Here is a 20,079-nt window from a genome sequence, read left to right as displayed (position 1 = left end):
GTATAAATGATGATCCAAAAGCGATTTTTATGTTAAATTCTAGTAAATTAATATTATCAAAAGCAAAATTTTCCTATGCTAGGGCAGGGGATGTTAACTGCCAGGAAAGCGAATTGGATCATCATTCTTTTGTAGATCACCAAGCACTATTCACTCAATGGATGACGGACCATGAGAAGTTGCTACGTCATATCATTACCGGCTTTGAAGCAAAGGTTGCTATTCAAGATGAGTTATTTCAAGAAATCGCTTTAAATATTTGGCGTGCCTTGCCTAAATTTCGTCATGACTCTGCGGTGAAAACCTTTGTCGCACGAATTGCACATAATGTTTTAGCTACGCACGTTGCCAAAGCGGTGAAAACTATCAAAGCGGACCAAGACTTAAGTGACATAAGTGTAGAGGCAGAAAAAGATCAACATCAGCCGACACCTTATCAATCACTTAATCAGAGTCAGCGACAACAAAAATTGGCTAACGCTATTCGTCAATTAAAGCTTGAGCAACAACAAGTGATTACCCTGGCATTAGAGGGGATGAGCTATCAAGAAATGGCGGATGTTTTAGTGATTACTACTAATTTAGTTGGCGTACGACTTCAACGTGCTAAAACATTGTTAACACAGTTGTTGGAGGGATCAGAAAATGGATAAATCAGTATTGGAAAATGAAGATACATCGTCGGTAGAGCCCCATAAACTAGAAACAGAACATAGTATTATTGTTAAAACAAAACAGATTGATCTAGCCTCATTGGCCCCAAAAAACAGTTCACCAGAGCCAGATAAAGAGTACCCGCCATTAGATGACAACTGGTTAGCCCTTAGTCAAGACTGGCAAAGCCAACCTTATGAAAAAGCAGATGTTCAGGCGCTATTAAAGCTAACTAAAAAGCGAACTTTACTGGCAAAATCTTTGTTAGCCATTGACATATTAGCCACAGTCGGACTTATCATTGCGCTAATAGTTGGTTTGTATCTAGGCGATTGGGGCATAGCTACCATCGCTTACCTTGCTTTTGCCAGCCTAGGTTCAATAATTTTTGTCTATTATGAAATAAAAATACGTTTGCGGATTTGGCAACAGTGTTGTGATAGCCCTGATAAAGCGGTAGCCAACGCTATTGCAGGGGTAGAGTCTTCAATTAAATATATCAAACTTATAAAGCTGTCGTGTTGGTTATTACTGCCAGCCGCTAATTGGTATATTTATGTGATGCTTAAAGAGTCAGAGAAGTCACCTTGGCCGCCTTTTATTGTGATGAATAGTTTTGTAATTGTTATGTGGGTTATTACTCATTGGTTCCATAAAAAAAGACATAAAGAATTAGCGAAATTTGCATCATTATAGCTATTCACCTTAAGCACTATTGAAAGGTTAGGCTAAAAGTTGCAGCAAGATAACAGCAATAAATGAACGGCATTATTGAAAAGTATTCAATAATGCCGTTTTTATTTTTAATTGCGTAATATTTTTCACGTGTGACATGAAATATTTGCGCTTTACTGCACTTGTTGTTTATTGTTCGGATTTTTGTTGTGAAACCTGTTTTATATTCGTTGTGTCTTGGTTTTTTATTGGTTATAGTCTGTGCGCTTGTTTTGGTGAAAGCTTTTATTGCACTTCTTAGTAACATAGCTTAATAAATTAGGTTATAGAAGAGTATTAAATGCACTAAAACTAGCCCGTTTTGCCGTGTACATACAGGTAAAAATCAGGCAATATACTGCCATTAATTTTTGTGTGTCCTAATTCACTTTATAAAAAAAGTATTAGGGCATTGTTTGCAGCCTTGGGCTGAAATACTTAAGGAATAAACCATGTTTACTCGTGAAATGAATATTGCCGAATTTGATCCAGAACTAGCTCAAGCAATAAGCAATGAAGTTGTTCGTCAAGAAGAACACATTGAATTAATCGCTTCTGAAAACTACTGTAGCCCACGTGTTCTTGAAGCACAAGGCTCTCAACTTACTAATAAATACGCAGAAGGTTACCCTGGTAAACGTTATTACGGTGGTTGTGAGTATGTTGATGTTGCTGAGCAATTAGCCATTGACCGCGCTAAAGAATTATTTGGTGCTACCTATGCTAACGTGCAACCACATGCTGGTTCACAAGCTAACGCAGCTGTTTTTCAAGCTTTAGTTTCACCAGGTGGTAAAGTGTTAGGCATGAGCTTGGCTCACGGTGGTCATTTAACTCATGGTTCACACGTAAGTTTTTCAGGTAAGTCTTATGAAGCATTCCAATATGGTCTACACCCTGAAACTGGCGATATCGATTACGAAGAATTAGAGCGTTTAGCTTTAGAACACAGACCAGAAATGATTATTGGTGGTTTCTCAGCATTCTCAGGTGTTGTTGACTGGGCACGTATGCGCACGATAGCTGATAAAATTGACGCTATCTTCTTCGTTGATATGGCTCACGTTGCAGGTCTTATCGCTGCAGGTCTTTACCCAAGCCCATTACCACATGCACATGTTGTTACAACTACTACACATAAAACATTAGCCGGCCCACGTGGCGGTTTAATCGTTTCAGCTTGTGATGACGAAGCTATTTATAAGAAGCTTAACAGCGCTGTTTTCCCTGGTGGCCAAGGAGGCCCATTAATGCACATCATTGCTGCTAAAGCGGTAGCATTTAAAGAAGCGTTAGAGCCAGAGTTTAAAGTTTATCAGCAAAATGTTTTAGATAACGCTAAAGCTATGGTTGCAGTATTACAAGAACGTGGTTACAAAGTTGTATCCAACGGTACTGAAAACCACTTATTGTTACTTGATCTAATTGATAAAGATATTACTGGTAAAGATGCTGATGCGGCTTTAGGTAAAGCACACATTACAGTAAACAAAAACTCTGTACCAAATGATCCGCGTTCTCCGTTTGTTACTTCTGGCCTACGTTTAGGCACTCCAGCAATCACTCGTCGTGGTTTTGGTGTAGAAGAAACTCAAGCGTTAACAGGTTGGATCTGTGACATTCTTGATGATATCGAAAATGAAGATGTTATCACGCGTGTTCAAGGTGAAGTTAAAGCGTTATGTGCTAATTTCCCTGTATACCAAAAGTAAAATACTGAATGAAAAACTAATTCACTAAAATAAGTGAATTTATATTAAAATGGTCGCCTTGAGCGGCCATTTTTCGTTTTAGTCCATAAACTACCGCTTATATCTTTTAGCTTTAATTTTCGTAGGTAATCCATGTATTGTCCATTTTGTTCCGCTAATGACACTAAGGTCATAGATTCACGTTTAGTTTCTGATGGCCATCAAGTGCGACGACGTCGTGAATGCTTAGCTTGTCATGAGCGTTACACCACCTTTGAAAGTGCTGAGTTGGTTATGCCACGTATTATTAAACGTGATGGCAGCAGAGAGCCCTTTAACGAAGATAAGATGCGTAGTGGTTTATCCCGCGCCCTAGAAAAACGCCCAGTTAGCATGGAGCAGATAGAGCTAGCTGTTAATAAGTTAAAGTCACAAATGCGTGCTACAGGCGAGCGAGAAATCAGTAGTGAAATGCTCGGTGACTTGATCATGGCACAACTAAAAGAATTAGATAAAGTCGCTTATTTACGTTTTGCTTCAGTGTATTTATCTTTTGAAGATATCAGTGAGTTTGCTGATGAGATCACCCGTTTAGGTAAAGAAAAAAACGGCAAGGCAAAAAAAACTAAGCAAGTGAAAGCAGTTAAATAATATGAAAACTACTATAGCTGATAAAAAAAACTTTACTGATCAAGACCACATTTTTATGGCAAGGGCTATTGAATTAGCCAAAAAAGGTCACTTTACCACTTCTCCCAACCCGAGGGTTGGCTGTGTTCTCGTTAACTATAAAAATGGTATTGGCAAAATAATAGGTGAAGGATATCACCAAAAAGCAGGGCAGGGTCATGCTGAAGTTAAAGCGTTAATTGCAGCGAAAATAAATTATGCTTTTTTAATCAAAGGGGCTACAGCTTATGTAACGTTAGAGCCTTGTAGCCACTTTGGTCGTACACCACCTTGTGCACAAGCGCTGGTTGATGCCGGAGTGAAGCATGTTATCGCTGCTATGGTTGATCCTGATCAACGTGTTTCGGGTAACGGTTTAGCTTTATTAGAAAAAGCAGGTATCAAAACACAATCTGGTTTATTAGAGCAAAGTGCCAGAGTACTTAACATAGGCTTTATTCATCATAGGGAAAGTAAGCTTCCTTATGTACGCTGTAAACTGGCCGCTAGTCTTGATGGTAAAACAGCTATGGCCAGTGGCGAAAGTAAATGGATCACATCAAGTGCAGCACGCCAAGATGTGCAACGTTTAAGAGCACAAAGTTGCGCAATCATTAGCGGTGCAGACTCAATTATCTTCGATAATGCTAAAATGACGGTGCGTTGGTCACAATTAGGTGATCTAAAGAATAGTTATCCAGAAGAAATATTGCGTCAGCCATTACGTGTTGTTATTGATAGCCAAAATAGGTTAACGCCAAACCTTGCAATATTCGAACATGAATCACCAATCTTGGTCATCAATGGCATAGTTAATGCGAATAATGCTAAAGTTGAAAATAAACTTGAGTCAGATCTTGAAAACTTACCAAAATGGCCTCATTTCGTAGAACATGTACAATTACCAGTGATTAAAAACTCGCAAGGTAATTCAAAAATTGATTTAAGATCTTTGTTAGCATTACTAGCAAAACGCGATCTCAATGATGTTTTAATTGAGTCAGGCGCAAACTTAAGTGGTGCTTTTATTGAGCAAGACTTAGTTAATGAACTTATTCTTTATCAAGCGCCTAAATTAATGGGTGGTGATGGTAAAAACTTAGTGGCAATGCCTGCAATAACCAAGTTGAATAAAGCCAAGGAATTAGCCATTAGTGATCTTCGTATGGTTGGTGCTGATATTCGCATTACTAGCCAGCTAATAACAAATAAACAAAATATTAAATAGAGAAGTCTATGTTTACAGGAATTATCGAAGCGGTTGGTGCTATAAAGGCCATTAACGTTAATGCCCAAGGTGCTCGTTTAGTTATTGCTACCAATGATTTAGATATGAGTGATGTTAAATTGGGCGACTCAATAGCAACCAATGGTATTTGTCTTACAGTTGTTGATTTTGATAGCGCGAAAGGCAGTGGCAGTTATAGTGCGGATGTTTCTAATGAAACGTTGCAGCGTACTGGTTTTGCAAACTATCAAGTGGGTAGTAAAGTTAACCTAGAAAAAGCGATGTTGGCAAGCACACGTTTTGGCGGTCATATGGTTTCAGGCCATGTTGATGGTGTTAGTGAAATATTATCCATTAATAACAATGGTAACAGCATTGAATACTGGTTAAGTATGCCAAGTGACTTAGCACATTATATTGCTGAAAAGGGTTCTGTTACTATTGATGGTACTAGCCTAACGGTGAATGCATTGAGTGAAAACGGTTCAATAGGGAAGTTTCGACTGACCATAGTGCCGCACACAGTAAAAGAAACCATCTTTGCCAACTATCAAGTAGGCACCAAGGTGAATATTGAAGTGGACTTAATTGCCCGCTACCTTGAACGCTTGCTAACTAAAAGCGAATCAAATGAGCAAGCACCAAAGTCGAACGTTAGTGAAGCTATGTTATTGAAAGCGGGCTTTATCAAGTAGCCAATTTAAATTTAAGTGAAGAGTTAAGTTAAATAATCAAATGATGAGAGCATATTAATTATGAACTCATAAAATATCATAATTATGCACAGTTAAAATGGCGCTAACAAAATAGCTAGCCATCAAAGAGGCCGAAATGAATTTAAATACCCCACAAGAAATCATCGCAGACATTGCCTTAGGTAAGATGGTTATTTTAATGGATGATGAAGATAGGGAAAATGAAGGCGACTTCATTATGGCTGCTGAAGCAGTAACCCCAGCAGCCATTAACTTTATGGCAACTCATGGTCGTGGTTTAATTTGTATGCCAATGAGTCGTGAAAAATGTGAAACGTTAAAAATACCTTTGATGGTAGATAAAAATGACGCGCAATTTAGTACTAACTTTACTGTATCAATTGAAGCGGCTACCGGTGTAACTACCGGTATTTCTGCTGCGGATCGTGCTACTACTGTGCTTGCTGCCGCTAATAAAGGCTCGACACATCTTGATATAGTACAACCTGGTCACATCTTCCCGTTAATTGCTAAAGATGGCGGCGTATTAAATCGTGCTGGCCATACTGAAGCGGGTGTTGATTTAGCACGCATGGCGGGTTTTGAGTCAGCTGCTGTTATTGTCGAAATTTTAAATGAAGATGGCACTATGGCGCGCCGTCCAGATTTAGAAATTATTGCGCAAAAACATGATATCAAAATGGGCACTATTGCTGATTTAATTGAATTTAGAAATGCTACTGAAACCACTATCGAAAGAGTTTCTCAATGTAAATTACCTACAGCCTTTGGTGAGTTTGATTTAACTGTTTTTAAAGACACTATTGATGGTCAAGCGCACTTTGCTTTAACGAAAGGTGAAATCAAAGCTGAACAGCCGACACTTGTACGTGTGCACTTAGAAAATACTTTTAGAGACTTATTATTCAGTCAACGTGAAAGTGTCGCGACTTGGCCTATGGCAAGTGCACTAGAAAAAATCGCTAAAGAAGGTGGTGTACTAGTATTATTAGGTAAACATGAGTCACCGACTGAATTAATTAACTTAGTTGAAAAATATGCCAAGATAGATGCTGGTGAAACAGTAAAAGAAATTAATCGTCATGTTGGTTCACGTAATGTTGGTGTCGGCTCTCAAATATTAGCTAACTTAGGTGTAAGTAAAATGCGTTTATTAAGCTCACAAACCAAATACCATTCACTATCTGGTTTTGGTTTGGAAGTGGTTGAATATATAGCTGATTAATCATTAAGTAAATTTTGATTGAAAAAGGCAATGTAGCTCAGCTGCATTGCCTTTTTTTATAAAAAAACACAGGCACTTGTAGTAACTTCGTGATACTTAATTTTTACCTGTATTTCATCCATATTCTTGTTTAAGCCCCCTTTGCTTAAACCCATTCTAGGAACCTATTTTATATACGAGATCTTGTATATTTACTTCTGTCGGTGGCGTTATAACTTGCATAAATACTACGCTTAAATTCACTTGTTTGATTTTTGTATAAAGAGGTGATTCAGGCCGCTGAATAATGAATGAAATGGAGAGGAGCATAACCCTCAAGCATATATATTTTAATTGAGATTTGTATGTTTTTGTGACACTCTCTGTGCGTTAAAATTACACATGGACGTTTGTAAGTACCTTGTTATAAAAGCGTTTGTTTTATTGGTATGTTGAGTATAAGGGATATATTGAAATGATATTGAAAAAAAATATAATTGCATTCGCAATTGCTAGTTTACTTGTTGGTTGTGGCGGCGGAGGTGAAGAATCTGTGGCACCAGAACCATCTCCGACACCAGAACCAATTCCGGCACCAGAGCCCGATCCAGTTCCAGACACATCAGCAGCTGTTACCTTTTTATTGACGGGTGCGGTTAGTGTTGTAACCACAAATAATACTGCTGTAGCGACACCTGGTGGTTCAAGTCTTGTTGGCGCTGCAAAAAGTGCTAATGGAAAATTAAACTCATTTACCTTCATCGATGCTGATAATACCGAAGACTTTAAACAGAAAAAGCGCGCAGCTTTAGCGCCGAGAGGTAGAAGCTCAAACGCTGTAGCAAAAGAAGGCGAAGGGGGCAGCGCCAGTAACTTATTTATTATCGATGAAAATGGCGCAATGAATTTTGCTGCCGAAACAGAGTATGACTTTAAAGTTTCTTATTCTGTTGTTAAAGATTTAAAGAACGAAGATGGTGAAACAGAGCAGTTTGTTTATTTTGCTATTACAAATCATGATAAACATGATGGTATAACACCAAATGACTTCTGGCTTTCACTAGAGTTTATTAAAGCAACGGGCAACTGTGCCATTTTTAAAGTAGCAACGACTGATGGTGCTTGGAATTGTGTAGCAGCTAATACCTTACCAATCTCAATGGATGTCTCCTATCATCAAACCATGAGTGATGATAAGCGTAAACCATTACAAGTTGATGAGCAGGGTAATGTTTTTGTTTTAGCCCGTAATCTTATTATTACTAATGAGTTGGATACTACAGGCGATGGTATTAATGATTTGTATGATCTGCAACCAGATTGGAATGTACAGCCTACTATTCGAAAGATAAACCCTGCAGGTGAAGTAAAAGAGATTACTCGTGACGATACCTGGGTACAAAGTTATATTAAAATTGATGAGGATAGCTTGGTTTACAGCTATTGGGGTGATAATACTGGTCTTAAAATGATCGTTGGCCTAGCTGGTGATACTCAATCAACGGTAGAGCTTGGTAAACAAGGTTATTGGAATGATTTCTTTTATGCTATTGATGACCATAACACTATTATTTTCAGCCAAAATGGTGGTGAAAATAATAAAGGCATAAGTTTTGGTCAGAAAAGTACTACCTTTGCTGGTGGCGCTGAAACCTTCAACTTAAATACCAAGCCTTTTTCAAGCAACAGCTGGGATAGTACACCACGTCGCGTTATTTTAGCGGATGATGGTAGTATTTATGGCCTATTTGAAGATTACACTTGGAACAACGATACTCAATTATCAGAGTCTTGGGCAAATTTAAAGCGTATTTTACCTTACAGTAAAGCAACTTTTGCGCGTTTTAATGTTGGTAGTAATTGGTGGGGGTATTTTGATAATGGCAAACGTAACATTCAACTATCAAAAGGTTATGCTTTTTATCTAGAGGATGAAAGCCATAATGCTTACGGTAAACGTACCAACATTAAGGCGGTTCGTATGGTGGATGGTGAATTAACTACTATGCTTGACGGTGAATGGACAACGGAGCGTTACGAAATTTCTACTTGGAAACTTTCTGGTGATATCATCTACTTCTCTGGTTTCGACAGTGCTAATAGTCAGATGATCGCGGGTCAAGTTGATACCTTAAAAATGAAACAAGGAGCAAGCGTTGATGAATATTTAACAATCGGCGCTTCAGCATCAATTGTTGGTGAAAATAATGTCATCGAAGATTATGAAGTATTACGAGCTTCTGAATCTGATAATTTTACCGGCGGTAATCCGCGTATAGTACAAGTTTACTCAGACCCTGAGAATGTATACTCAGCGAGTGTAGAGTTTAATAAATACATGAGTGCTGATTCAGTCAATGCTTTAATTTCTGTTAACTACCAAAGTGAACTTGATGAGACTGTTGATGTAACCAGTATGAAAGTATGGTTGGGTCGTCGTTTACACCTTATATTTGATAGTAACTATGTAATCGATGATGAAGGGAAAACAGATCCTTTACCATATGATACAGATTTAAATATTTCCGTTGGCGGTGATGCTCTTGATTTAGAAGGTTTGCAGTTGTTAATGAGTGAAACACCCTTAACTACTAAGTTTACGACCCGCCCTGAAACCGGATTTTACACCAGCTTAGCTGAAGTCATTGATGGCGTTAGTGATGGTACTGTATTACGTCACTCTGCAGCCGTTGATAATAATGGTAAACAAGCGGCTGTGAACTTAGCTACAGATATTAAAACTATTAACCATAGAGTTGAATTTTCAACGCCTGCAATTATTGAAGGGCGTTTTACTTTACGTCTAACAGACCCATACCAAGTAAATTGGAATAATGTTGCTAATAATGTAATTGATACTGCAGATAGTAATAGAGAATGGCATAGTTTTGATTGGTTTGATGTTGATGTTCATAAAAATGTTTATCGTCAATATAGAGCTGATAATGCGCAAATTGATGTTAAGTGGGAGCGTATCCTCGATTCTTTAACTGTTACTCCTACAACGGTTGCAGATGTAGATGGTAAGGTATTCTTAGATACCGCGATTGCAAAAACTTATATTGAGATACCAGATCATTATGAAAATATTGATGGCGTTATGTTTTCTCATCAATATGATAGTTTGAGTGCTAAAAATGTTCGTAAAAACTTAACGACTGGCGTGAAGTATCATTCACAAGCTGGCTACATGACAGACAGTGATACCGAAATTGTTTATCATCACAGCTTTGGTGAATGGCGTGATACTGAAGGAAATGTTTTACCACCTGCAGCAAACACTGTATATACTCAAGAGCAATGGTTAGATGAAGTTTCTGGTGATATCCTCTCTGACAATTTACAGTGGGTGGGTCAAACTTGGATGAATATTGCTGATAATACAGAAATATTTACCAGAGAAAATACTAATTGGGTGGAAAATTATTACGCTTCAGATATTGATGGCGATACAAAAATTGATGTTTCAGCATTAGCTGCTTTTGGTGGTCGTACTCTAGCTGAGGGGGAGATTGCCGAAGTTACTCGTGACTGGTTAAGTACTTGGGAGTGGCAAGCTGACTTTGTGGCCGCTAACTTTGAAAAATCAACTGATGATTATCGCTGGTTTAGTTTTGCTGAGTTTGGTGGTTATGGTTTAAATAACGCTCAACGCAACTTTAACCATATCGGTTTAGATAATACTTATACTAATCACTTTAGTCATGATTGGTCTAATACTATTAATAAAGACTTAGTTACTAATTCTACATGGTTGAAACATACCTTTGAATATACCACTGATGCACAAGACAGTAGTAAAGTGAACTTAAGTTATGTAGTTACTGATACAGAAGGTGTTGAAGTTTATAATATGACTAAAGCCTTATTTGTTGATGTTTTTGAAGCAAGTTGGCAATATTTTACTGCTGATGATGCTCAAGGTGGCTTTGGTTTGCAGTTAAGTATTGAAAACAATGGTTCAACCTCTATCGATAACCTAAAAGTTACTGATTTAACTGATTTAGATAATGTCGATACTGGTGGTGTAATTTTCTCAAGTGAATTCACCAATGGTAATGAAGGTGTATTTGTTAAAGTTCAAAACTAGTAAGATAACTAATAACTATCTGTTAAGTTAACAGCTTTTAAGTAAGTAACTTTAAAATTAAAATCCGATGGCGAAAGCCATCGGATTTTTTGTTTTAAGGTCAAATGATCTCTGTTGCACCTAGCTGATTTCTATTAGTATGTTAGACATACAAATTTAACTATTGATTGAATATAGTTAAAGCTAGCCCCTTATTCCCCGCAAGAGAAAGTTTATGAAATCATCGACAATTTTTTATTCGCTATTATTTACCTTATTAACAACGGCAAGTGCATTGAGTTACTCAATGGCAAGTCAAAGCAATACTCAGTTAACTATTGAAGAGCTACGCGTAGAAAAAGCGCAGCAAGTTATGCCAATATTAACAACATACTTTGATTGGAGTGATTTTAACGGGCAGTGGTCAAACATTACCGATTATGCAGTTGCCAAACGTGCCATGAGGCAACTTGGCGATGAACTTTGGCAATACAGTAAGCAACAAGCCCAAAGTGGTAAGGTAGTTGATGATAGGCCTTTATACTGGACTAGGTTGTCAATTCATTCTTTTGTAAAATCGACAAAACATAACTTTACTCAAAGTGAATTAGAAAGCTTGTTAGAAGTATTTGAAAAGAGTTCTCGCGGTTATAGTGACTTGGCTTATAAAAAAAGAACCAACAAACGTATATTGTTAACCGGTTTTGACCCCTTCTTGCTGGATAGAAATATCGAGCAATCTAATCCTTCAGGTTTAGCTGCGTTACTCTTTGATGGCCTAGTAATCGAATATCAACTTGGGAATAAAATATTCACCGCAGAAATTAACACGGCGATGGTGCCTGTTCGATATGAAGACTTTGACCAAGGCGAAATAGAAAGACTACTTGCGCCTTTTTATGCACTTAATAGTGTTGATATGATTGCTACTATATCTATGGGACGCAGTGATTTTGATTTAGAGCACTTTCCTGGCTTAAGACGCAGCGCAACAGCGCCAGATAATGTGAATGTATATACTGGCGCTAATAAAACTAATCCGCTAGTGCCTAATTTACTTTCTTCGCCATTAAACGGTGATGAATTTGTGCTGTTTAGTTTACCTTTTAAGAGCATGATGCAAGCTAAAGGCGCTTATAAAATTAATGATAACCGCGGTGTAACTATTTTAACTGATGGTAAAGCTAAAGATATTACCGTTAATAGTTTAACGGAGCTTACTGATAAAGTGTCAGTACAAGGTGGTGGTGGTGGTTATCTATCAAACGAAATCTCTTATCGCAGTATTGTACTGCGTAATAAGCTTGGCTCAATTATTCCTACTGGTCATATTCATACGCCACGTATTAACGGATTTGATGAGAAAACTAACCAAGCAATCATTGCGCAAATAGAAGCAATGTTAGTACAAGCTTTAAAAGAAATATAGGAGCTGAATTTAGGTGTCTTTACATAGGAGTAGTAGAAAATATCATAAATGGCTGATGTTATTCATTGGCTTACAGCTTGTTGTTTGGTCTGTTTCAGGTACCTATATGGTACTAATGGATATTGATTATATTCATGGTGACTCGTTAGTTGCAAAGCAAAAAAAAAACATAGCCCCCGGGCAAGTTAGTTATAGTTTTAAGCAGCTACTCGCAGAACACCCTCAGGCAAGTAAAATTGAACTTGGCATAATGTTAGATAAAGTTGTTTATCGTTTTAACTTAGCTAAGAAAAAAGTGACCCTTTCTGCCAGTAATGGCCAGCTCATTTCGCCAATAAGCAAGGACATAGCGATTGAAATTGCTAAACATAATTATGCCGATAAAAGCATAGCAATCAGTAGTGTTAAGCTAATCACTGAAAATACAATAAGGGAACTCAGCTCTAGGCATCTTCCTGTATGGCGTGTTGAATTTGATGATTTTGCTAGCCCAAGTTTTTATATTAGTACTAACTCAGCTCAGTTAGTGACCAAACGACATGATTATTGGCGAATTTTCGATTGGATGTTTGCTTTCCATGTTATGGATTACATTGACGAATCTCCAGACAATAAACTACTACTCATTGTCTCTATACTGGCTTTTATAGCCAGTATATTTGGACTAATACTGACTTACTATCGCCTTGCTCCTGCGCAGAATAAGCGCAGGAAAGGCAAGTCTGGTCGAGTTAAGTTAAGTAAATCCAAGCCAAAGAAAACCTCCAAAGCAAAGCTAGAGGCTACTAGTGAATAAAGCTAATAAAAAGAATACTAAATACTTTATGTTATCAACCATTAAGACACTGCATAAGTGGCTGTCATTATTAGTATTTATCCAATTATTTATTTGGCTAAGTACCGGTTTGTTTTTTAACTTGATGGATCATGATAAAGCGAGTGGCAATCAATATAAACAAAACTTAGTCAGCCAAGATATCGACCATCAACGTTTGTTTGATCCCAAAGAGTTGTTATTGGCTAGTAATACATCCGCTAGCGAGGTCGCTTTGATTCAACGACTTGGTAAGCCGTATTACTTATTAACTCATGATAAAGGCTTATATAAACACTTCGACAGCCACTTTACTCTAGTTGATGCTTATACTGGTTTAATTAAAAAGTTAGATATTGAAATGGCATCGGCGTTAGCACAGGCTAGTTATAATGGGCCAGGGAAGATCGCTAATGTATTACTAGTTAAACCGCCCATTAATGACTTTTTAAAAGAAGAAAACAATTTATGGCAAGTTAACTTTTCTGATGAATTGCATACCAGTGTTTATATCAATGCCAGCTCAGGCCGTTTGATTGGCCATAGCAATGAAGATAAACGTTTTGTTGATTTCTTCTTTATGCTGCACTTTATGGATTACCCTTTATTTGGCCAAGGTGCTGTTGGCGGCTTTAATAATTTGCAGATTAGCATTTTTGCCATATTAACTTTGTTCTTTTGTTTGACCGGTTTGATTTGGACTTTAGAGTTATTAATAAAAGGACGTTATAAGTAAAGGCTATTAAGGAGTTTTTGGCTGTAAGGTTATTAATTGTCGAGGCAGTGGGGGGTTATAGAATAAGCATGGAAGCTAAGCTCTAATGAGCTAAGGTTGCAGAGGTAATACAGAAGCGTTTAAATAGAAAAGGAAGGGCAGAAATAAAGTAGCAGATACAAAAAAACGAAGGACGAGTTAACTCATGCTTCGTTTTTTTAGCTTAGCTTTATAAGTTAAACTTATACAGCTAGTACGTTTTCTGCTTCAGGGCCTTTTTGACCTTGTTTAACAGTAAAAGTAACTGCTTGACCGTCAGCTAGAGTACGGAAACCGTCTCCAGAGATAGCGCTGAAGTGAACAAACACGTCAGGACCATTTTCTTGCTCTATAAAACCGAAACCTTTAGTTTCGTTGAAAAATTTAACTTTACCAGTAACTGTATCAGACATACTAACATTTTCCCGTAGTCATAAAATAATAATGTGGCTCTATTCCAGAATGGATAGAAACCGTTTTTACCCGAGTAAATGCCCTCTACCAAAAAGTACAGGAAGAGGAAGGAAACAAACCATATTCGACACAATCATTGCTTCAAACAATAGTTTGCATTGTTTAAAATCCGCCTGTGTAGAATATTCAAGTATATCATCACACTTTAGTGCATCAGATAGAAAACCTACAACAAAAGTCAGTATAAACCTTCATCTGCAACGCAAGAACTCAACGCAAAAGTAGTCTAGCATAGTTATTTTTAATATGCTTTATAAAAAATTGGATTAGTTCAACATTTTTTCGTTTTAAATGATACTGGTTACCCAAGCCAGTGGAAATACAGCGATAAGAGATAATTAGCGGGGCATAAAACAAAAAAGTGATGACTGGTTAGACTAGTCATCACTTTTTTGATATTGAGAAAGGTTACAAACTAGAGCGCAGCAATTTGCTCTTTTTGTTCAAGCATTTTCACCAGAGCAGACTCTGCTTCAGCTAACTTTGCTTTTTCTTTTTCAATAACAGCTGGCGGTGCTTTACCAACAAAGTTCTCGTTACCTAGCTTACCACGAGTTCTCGCGGCATCTTTTTCAAGCTTTTCCATGGCTTTATCTAAACGTGCCAATTCAGCTTCTTTATCGATTAAACCTGCCATTGGGATAAGCACCGATAAATCACCAACAACAGCAGATGCTGACGCTGGACCTTGATCATCGTCAGCTAGTACGGTAATGCTTTCAAGTTTGGCTAAGGTTAATAAGAATTGCTCATTGTTACTTAAGCGGCGTAGATCAATGTCGCTAACGTTTTTAAGTAAGACGGGTAATTCTTTACTTGGTGATATATCCATTTCCCCACGGATATTACGAATGGCAACAATAAATTGTTTTACCCACTCTAAGTCATCAATCGCTTGTTGATCACATTTGCTCTCATCAAATTGAGGGAAGGCTTGAATCATGATTGAATCACCAACCTTTTCAAAGTCACTTAATGGCTGCACACGTTGCCAAATAGTTTCGGTGATAAATGGCATAATTGGGTGCATTAAGCGTAACAAACCTTCTAAAACGTTTACTAAGGTATGACGAGTTCCACGCTGTTGCGTTTCATTGCCTTTAAATAGTACTGGCTTAGTAAGCTCTAAATACCAATCACAGAATTGGTTCCAGGTAAATTCATACAAAGCTTGTGAAGCAAGATCAAAGCGATAAGTATCAAAAGCTTCATGAACAGTTTTAACTGTTTGCTCAAATTGACCAATGATCCAACGATCAGCAAGTGATAATTCCATTTCACCAGGTGCGCCATTCTCTGAAGCTTGACCACAATCAAATTCTTCAGTATTCATCATTACATAACGACTAGCATTCCATAATTTATTGGTAAAGTTACGGTAACCTTCAAGGCGCTTCATGTCCCAGCTAATATCACGACCTGTGGTAGCAACTGAAGTTAAGGTGAAACGTAGCGCATCAGTACCGTGTGCTTCAATACCGTTTGGATATTCTTTTTTGGTCAGTTTTTCAATTTTCTTGGCAAGTTTTGGTTGCATCATATTGCCGGTACGTTTTTGCAACAAATCTTCAAGAGAGATACCGTCAATCATATCTAATGGATCAACAACATTACCTTTTGATTTACTCATCTTATCGCCATTTTCATCGCGAATAAGGCCGGTCATGTAAACTTTCTTGAAAGGTATTTGTGATTTACCATTCTCATCTTTGTTGAAGTGCATAGTCATCATGATCATGCGGGCAACCCAGAAGAAAATAATGTCAAAACCTGTAACCAGTACATCGGTCGGATGGAAAGTTTTTAAATCATCAGTGTCTTTTGGCCAACCTAGGGTTGAGAAAGTCCATAAAGCTGATGAAAACCAAGTATCAAGTACATCATCATCTTGACGTAGCTTCATATCGTTAGCAATATCATTGTTTTCACGTACTTCTGCTTCGGTACGACCAACATACACTTTACCGCTTTCATCATACCAAGCTGGGATTCTATGTCCCCACCATAGTTGACGTGAAATACACCAATCTTGAATATTGTTCATCCAAGAAAAATACATGTTTTCGTATTGCTTAGGTACAAATTCAATTTGACCATCTTTTACAGCATCAACGGCAGGACCTGCTAATTTTTCAACACGCACGTACCATTGGTCTGTTAATAACGGCTCAATAATAACACCTGAGCGATCGCCGTAAGGGGCAACTAAGTCATGGTCTTTTACTTCAACTAATAAACCAAGCTCATCAAATTTAGCGACGATAGCCTTACGGGCAACAAAACGGTCCATACCAGCAAAATCGCTCGGTAAGTCTGTGCTGTAAGCGGTAGATGCTTCGCCTTTAGTATCATAAACTTCAGCAGCAGCTAAAATTGCGGCATCTTTATCTAAAATATTAATTTGTGGCAGTGCATGACGTTTACCTACTTCATTATCGTTAAAGTCATGAGCTGGAGTGATTTTCACACAACCAGTACCTTTTGCCATATCGGCATGATCATCACCAACAATTGGAATTAAACGATTTACTAACGGCAATAATACTTGTTTGCCAATTAAATCTTTGTAACGCGGATCTTCAGGGTTAACTGCAACGCCAGTATCACCTAACATGGTTTCTGGACGAGTGGTGGCAACCACTAAATAGTCATGACCTTCGGCGGTCTTTTCACCATTAGCAAGTGGGTAACGCAAGTGCCACATGTGGCCTTTTTTATCTTTGTTTTCAACTTCTAAATCTGAAATAGCAGTATGGAATTTAGGGTCCCAGTTTACTAATCGTTTACCGCGGTAAATAAGGTCGTCTTCAAAAAGACGAACGAATACTTCCTGTACTGCTTCAGACATACCGTCATCCATAGTAAAGCGTTCGCGGCTCCAATCAATAGAGTTACCTAAGCGGCGCATTTGTTTACCAATAGTACCGCCTGATTCTTCCTTCCATTGCCAAATTTTATCGATAAAACCTTCACGCCCGTAATCATGACGAGTTTTGTCTTCTTCCGCGGCAATTTTACGTTCAACTACCATTTGTGTGGCTATACCGGCATGGTCGCAACCTGTTTGCCATAGGGTATTTTTACCTTGCATGCGTTGATAGCGAATTAGCGTATCCATGATGGTTTGCTGAAAAGCATGACCCATATGTAAGCTACCAGTAACATTTGGTGGCGGGATAGCAATGCTGTAACTGTCACCTTCACCTGTTGGGCTAAAGTAACCTTGCTCTTCCCAGCTAGTATAAAGGGACTGTTCAATGTCGGTAGGGTTAAAGGTTTTTTCCATCATAGTTTCCGGTAATAAGTTTATTAGTTGTTCGTTGTTTTGTTGTACTGCTTATCTGCATTAACTTTTCACGAGCTCTGCAGTAAAAGCGCAACAAATTCAAAGTGCAAGGAAGTAAAATTCATTGCCATGGTATTTGCTCTTAACGTTCGTATTTTTCTTGGTGTTTCTCTTTGTACTTGTCGCTATGTTAGGCAAGCCACTAATCACTGGCTTTCTCTGGCACAGTTACCGCTTGGTTATCCACTTGAAAACCCCATTGTCGGCAAGTTTTAAAGCGTTCTCTCGCTTGTTGCTTAAGTGTTTCATCACTCGGTACAAAATCGACTATAAATTGAAATTGATTAGCAAAATTAGGCACTGTACTGGTCAAGTTAATGAGTACTTGCCGACGCCCTTGTGGCGCTTGAAAGCCTATTTCAACAGCCGCGCCTTGTTTAGGGCCTTCACCAACTAGGTTGTGTGGTACAAAACTATCACTATCAAAAGCCCAAAGCATTTCATCAATTTGTTCAGCATGTTGTTGATCTTTTGCGTAAATATAGACTCGCTGTTTTTGGCGATAAAAATAGCTAGCTTGCAAACAGGCATGATAGAGCGCAGAACGAGTATCGTTTTCTGCTTCGTCTGTTAATTCATCCTTAAGTAGATAAAACATTACTTGGGTTTGCATTTTTTTTACCTAAATATAAAGGCCGAAGTTAATAGGGCAAAGTTAATTGACCCACTTTCATTCGCAAATGAGAATAACTAAACCCTAATAGCATAACTACTAGGGTTTATTTTTTATGCCATAAGCTAACTATTTCAGTTTACGATTTTTGCTTGCAAGGACTGGTCTACTCGCCTTGTTCTTGACCTGCGCGGTTAAGCAAGAACTGGGTAAGCATGCTTACCGGACGACCAGTAGCACCCTTGTTTTTACCGCTACGCCATGCAGTACCGGCAATATCTAAATGCGCCCAGTTATATTTTTTAGTGAATTTTGATAAGAAACAAGCCGCCGTAATGGTGCCTGCCTCTTTGCCACCTAAATTGGTAAAGTCAGCAAATGGGCTTTCAAGTTGATCTTGATAATCATCCCATAATGGTAAGCGCCATGCTCTGTCACCACTTTGCTCTGAAGCATTTAATAGCTCGTGGGCAAGTGGGTTATGGCTACTAAGCAAACCTGTTGCATGTGCGCCTAAAGCTACTACACAAGCACCAGTTAACGTTGCCACATCAATAACAGCATCAGGGTCAAAACGCTCAACATAGGTAAGCGCGTCACACAATACCAAACGGCCTTCGGCATCAGTATTTAATACTTCAACAGTTTGCCCTGACATAGTGGTTAAGATATCACCAGGACGATAAGCATTGCTGCTAGGCATATTTTCACAACCGGCTAAAACGCCAATAACATTAATTGGTAGATTAAGCTCGGCGAGGGCATGCATAGCACCTAAAACACCAGCAGCGCCACCCATATCATATTTCATTTCATCCATGCCTAAGCCAGGTTTCAATGAAATACCGCCACTGTCAAAAGTTAAACCTTTACCCACTAATACCAGAGGCTTTGAATCATCATTTGCGCCATCATATTTTATGATGCTCATTAATGATTCATTTACTGAGCCACGACCTACAGCAAGGTATGACCCCATACCAAGCTCTTCCATTTCTTTTTCGCCAACAATGGTAGTGGTGACATTTTCATAATCACTTTCAAGGATCTTGGCTTGTTCAGCAAGATAAGCAGGATTACAAATGTTTGGCGGCATATTAGCAACATTTTTACAGGTCGTAACACCTTCAGCTATGGCTAATGCATGGGCAACTGCACGTTCACCAATAGGCAGTTCACGGCGAGTAGGTACATTGAAAACAACTTTACGCAATGGACGACGCGGCTCGGCAATACGAGTTTTTAAACTGTCAAAACTGTATAAACCATCTTGTGCTGCTTCTACGGCTTGACGAACTTTCCAGTAAATATCACGGCCTTTAACATGTAACTCAGATAAGAAGCATACAGCCTCCATTGAACCCGTTTCATTTAGAGTATTAATTGTTTTGGTAATGATTTGACGATACTGGCGCTCATCAAGTTCTCGCTCTTTACCACAACCCACTAATAAAACGCGTTCGCTTAAAATATTAGGTACATGATGTAATAATAACATCTGTCCTGATTTGCCTTCTAAGTCACCTTTACGTAAAAGGTTGCTAATGTAGCCTTCACTAATTTCATCAAGCTGCTCGGCGGTACCGCTAAGTCTGCGTGGTTCAAAAACACCAACAACAATACAAGCGCTACGTTGTTTTTCGGGACTGCCGCTTTTTACACTGAACTCCATGACTTTTCCTTTTACAATTTTTATAAGGTAAT

General features: G+C 38.3%; 15 protein-coding genes. 11 read left to right on the top strand and 4 right to left on the bottom strand.

The features are described 5' to 3' along the window. Nucleotides 1–29: 29 nt before the first annotated feature. The 11 genes from GAB14E_RS14170 (at nt 30) to GAB14E_RS14220 (ending at nt 13,924) form a co-directional block, all read left to right on the top strand. Nucleotides 30–653, top strand: a complete 624-nt coding sequence (locus GAB14E_RS14170) for an RNA polymerase sigma factor (protein ID WP_033081959.1) — start codon at nt 30–32, stop codon at nt 651–653. After that, entirely contained in the window at nt 646–1,350 is a 705-nt protein-coding gene (locus GAB14E_RS14175) for a hypothetical protein (RefSeq protein WP_033081829.1), read from the top strand. The genes GAB14E_RS14170 and GAB14E_RS14175 overlap by 8 nt, the downstream gene beginning before the upstream one ends. A gap of 470 nt (nt 1,351–1,820) precedes the next feature. Then, nucleotides 1,821–3,080 carry a serine hydroxymethyltransferase gene (gene glyA / locus GAB14E_RS14180; RefSeq protein ID WP_033081828.1) on the top strand — a complete coding sequence of 420 codons (1,260 nt, stop codon included), beginning with the start codon at nt 1,821–1,823 and terminating at the stop codon, nt 3,078–3,080. Between the two features lie 132 nt (nt 3,081–3,212). Then, nucleotides 3,213–3,710 (top strand): transcriptional regulator NrdR, encoded by a 498-nt coding sequence (gene nrdR / locus GAB14E_RS14185; RefSeq protein WP_033081827.1) that lies wholly within the window; start codon nt 3,213–3,215, stop codon nt 3,708–3,710. A 1-nt stretch (nt 3,711) separates the two neighbouring features. Beyond that, nucleotides 3,712–4,956, top strand: coding sequence for a bifunctional diaminohydroxyphosphoribosylaminopyrimidine deaminase/5-amino-6-(5-phosphoribosylamino)uracil reductase RibD (gene ribD, locus GAB14E_RS14190; RefSeq protein WP_033081826.1), 1,245 nt, complete (start codon nt 3,712–3,714; stop codon nt 4,954–4,956). 8 nt (nt 4,957–4,964) lie between these two features. Continuing rightward, nucleotides 4,965–5,651, top strand: coding sequence for a riboflavin synthase (locus tag GAB14E_RS14195; RefSeq protein WP_033081825.1), 687 nt, complete (start codon nt 4,965–4,967; stop codon nt 5,649–5,651). Nucleotides 5,652–5,787: 136 nt separating this feature from the next. After that, nucleotides 5,788–6,897, top strand: a complete 1,110-nt coding sequence (ribB, locus tag GAB14E_RS14200) for a 3,4-dihydroxy-2-butanone-4-phosphate synthase (RefSeq protein WP_033081824.1) — start codon at nt 5,788–5,790, stop codon at nt 6,895–6,897. A gap of 454 nt (nt 6,898–7,351) precedes the next feature. After that, nucleotides 7,352–10,966 carry a hypothetical protein gene (locus GAB14E_RS14205; RefSeq protein WP_033081823.1) on the top strand — a complete coding sequence of 1,205 codons (3,615 nt, stop codon included), beginning with the start codon at nt 7,352–7,354 and terminating at the stop codon, nt 10,964–10,966. A 214-nt stretch (nt 10,967–11,180) separates the two neighbouring features. Then, nucleotides 11,181–12,374, top strand: coding sequence for a hypothetical protein (locus GAB14E_RS14210; protein WP_033081822.1), 1,194 nt, complete (start codon nt 11,181–11,183; stop codon nt 12,372–12,374). A gap of 13 nt (nt 12,375–12,387) precedes the next feature. After that, nucleotides 12,388–13,170, top strand: coding sequence for a PepSY domain-containing protein (locus tag GAB14E_RS14215; protein WP_231562013.1), 783 nt, complete (start codon nt 12,388–12,390; stop codon nt 13,168–13,170). Further along, nucleotides 13,163–13,924, top strand: coding sequence for a PepSY domain-containing protein (locus GAB14E_RS14220; protein WP_081967778.1), 762 nt, complete (start codon nt 13,163–13,165; stop codon nt 13,922–13,924). The genes GAB14E_RS14215 and GAB14E_RS14220 overlap by 8 nt, the downstream gene beginning before the upstream one ends. 221 nt (nt 13,925–14,145) lie before the next feature. On the opposite strand, the gene GAB14E_RS14225 is transcribed toward GAB14E_RS14220, so the two are convergent. From GAB14E_RS14225 to pepA, 4 genes are all read right to left on the bottom strand, one after another. Next, nucleotides 14,146–14,355 carry a cold-shock protein gene (locus GAB14E_RS14225; RefSeq protein ID WP_011041587.1) on the bottom strand — a complete coding sequence of 70 codons (210 nt, stop codon included), beginning with the start codon at nt 14,353–14,355 and terminating at the stop codon, nt 14,146–14,148. A gap of 476 nt (nt 14,356–14,831) precedes the next feature. Continuing rightward, on the bottom strand, nt 14,832–17,702 hold the full coding sequence (locus GAB14E_RS14230; RefSeq protein WP_033081821.1) for a valine--tRNA ligase: 2,871 nt from the start codon (nt 17,700–17,702) through the stop codon (nt 14,832–14,834). A gap of 202 nt (nt 17,703–17,904) precedes the next feature. After that, complete coding sequence (locus GAB14E_RS14235) at nt 17,905–18,375, bottom strand: DNA polymerase III subunit chi (protein WP_033081820.1); 471 nt, start codon at nt 18,373–18,375, stop codon at nt 17,905–17,907. 166 nt (nt 18,376–18,541) lie between these two features. Next, nucleotides 18,542–20,047 carry a leucyl aminopeptidase gene (pepA, locus tag GAB14E_RS14240; RefSeq protein WP_033081819.1) on the bottom strand — a complete coding sequence of 502 codons (1,506 nt, stop codon included), beginning with the start codon at nt 20,045–20,047 and terminating at the stop codon, nt 18,542–18,544. Nucleotides 20,048–20,079 lie beyond the last annotated feature (32 nt).

Source organism: Colwellia psychrerythraea (assembly GCF_000764185.1).
Classification (GTDB): Bacteria; Pseudomonadota; Gammaproteobacteria; order Enterobacterales; family Alteromonadaceae; genus Colwellia; species Colwellia psychrerythraea_B.
Note: the sequence above shows the minus strand (reverse complement) of the source record. Positions and strands in the feature narration are given on the sequence as shown.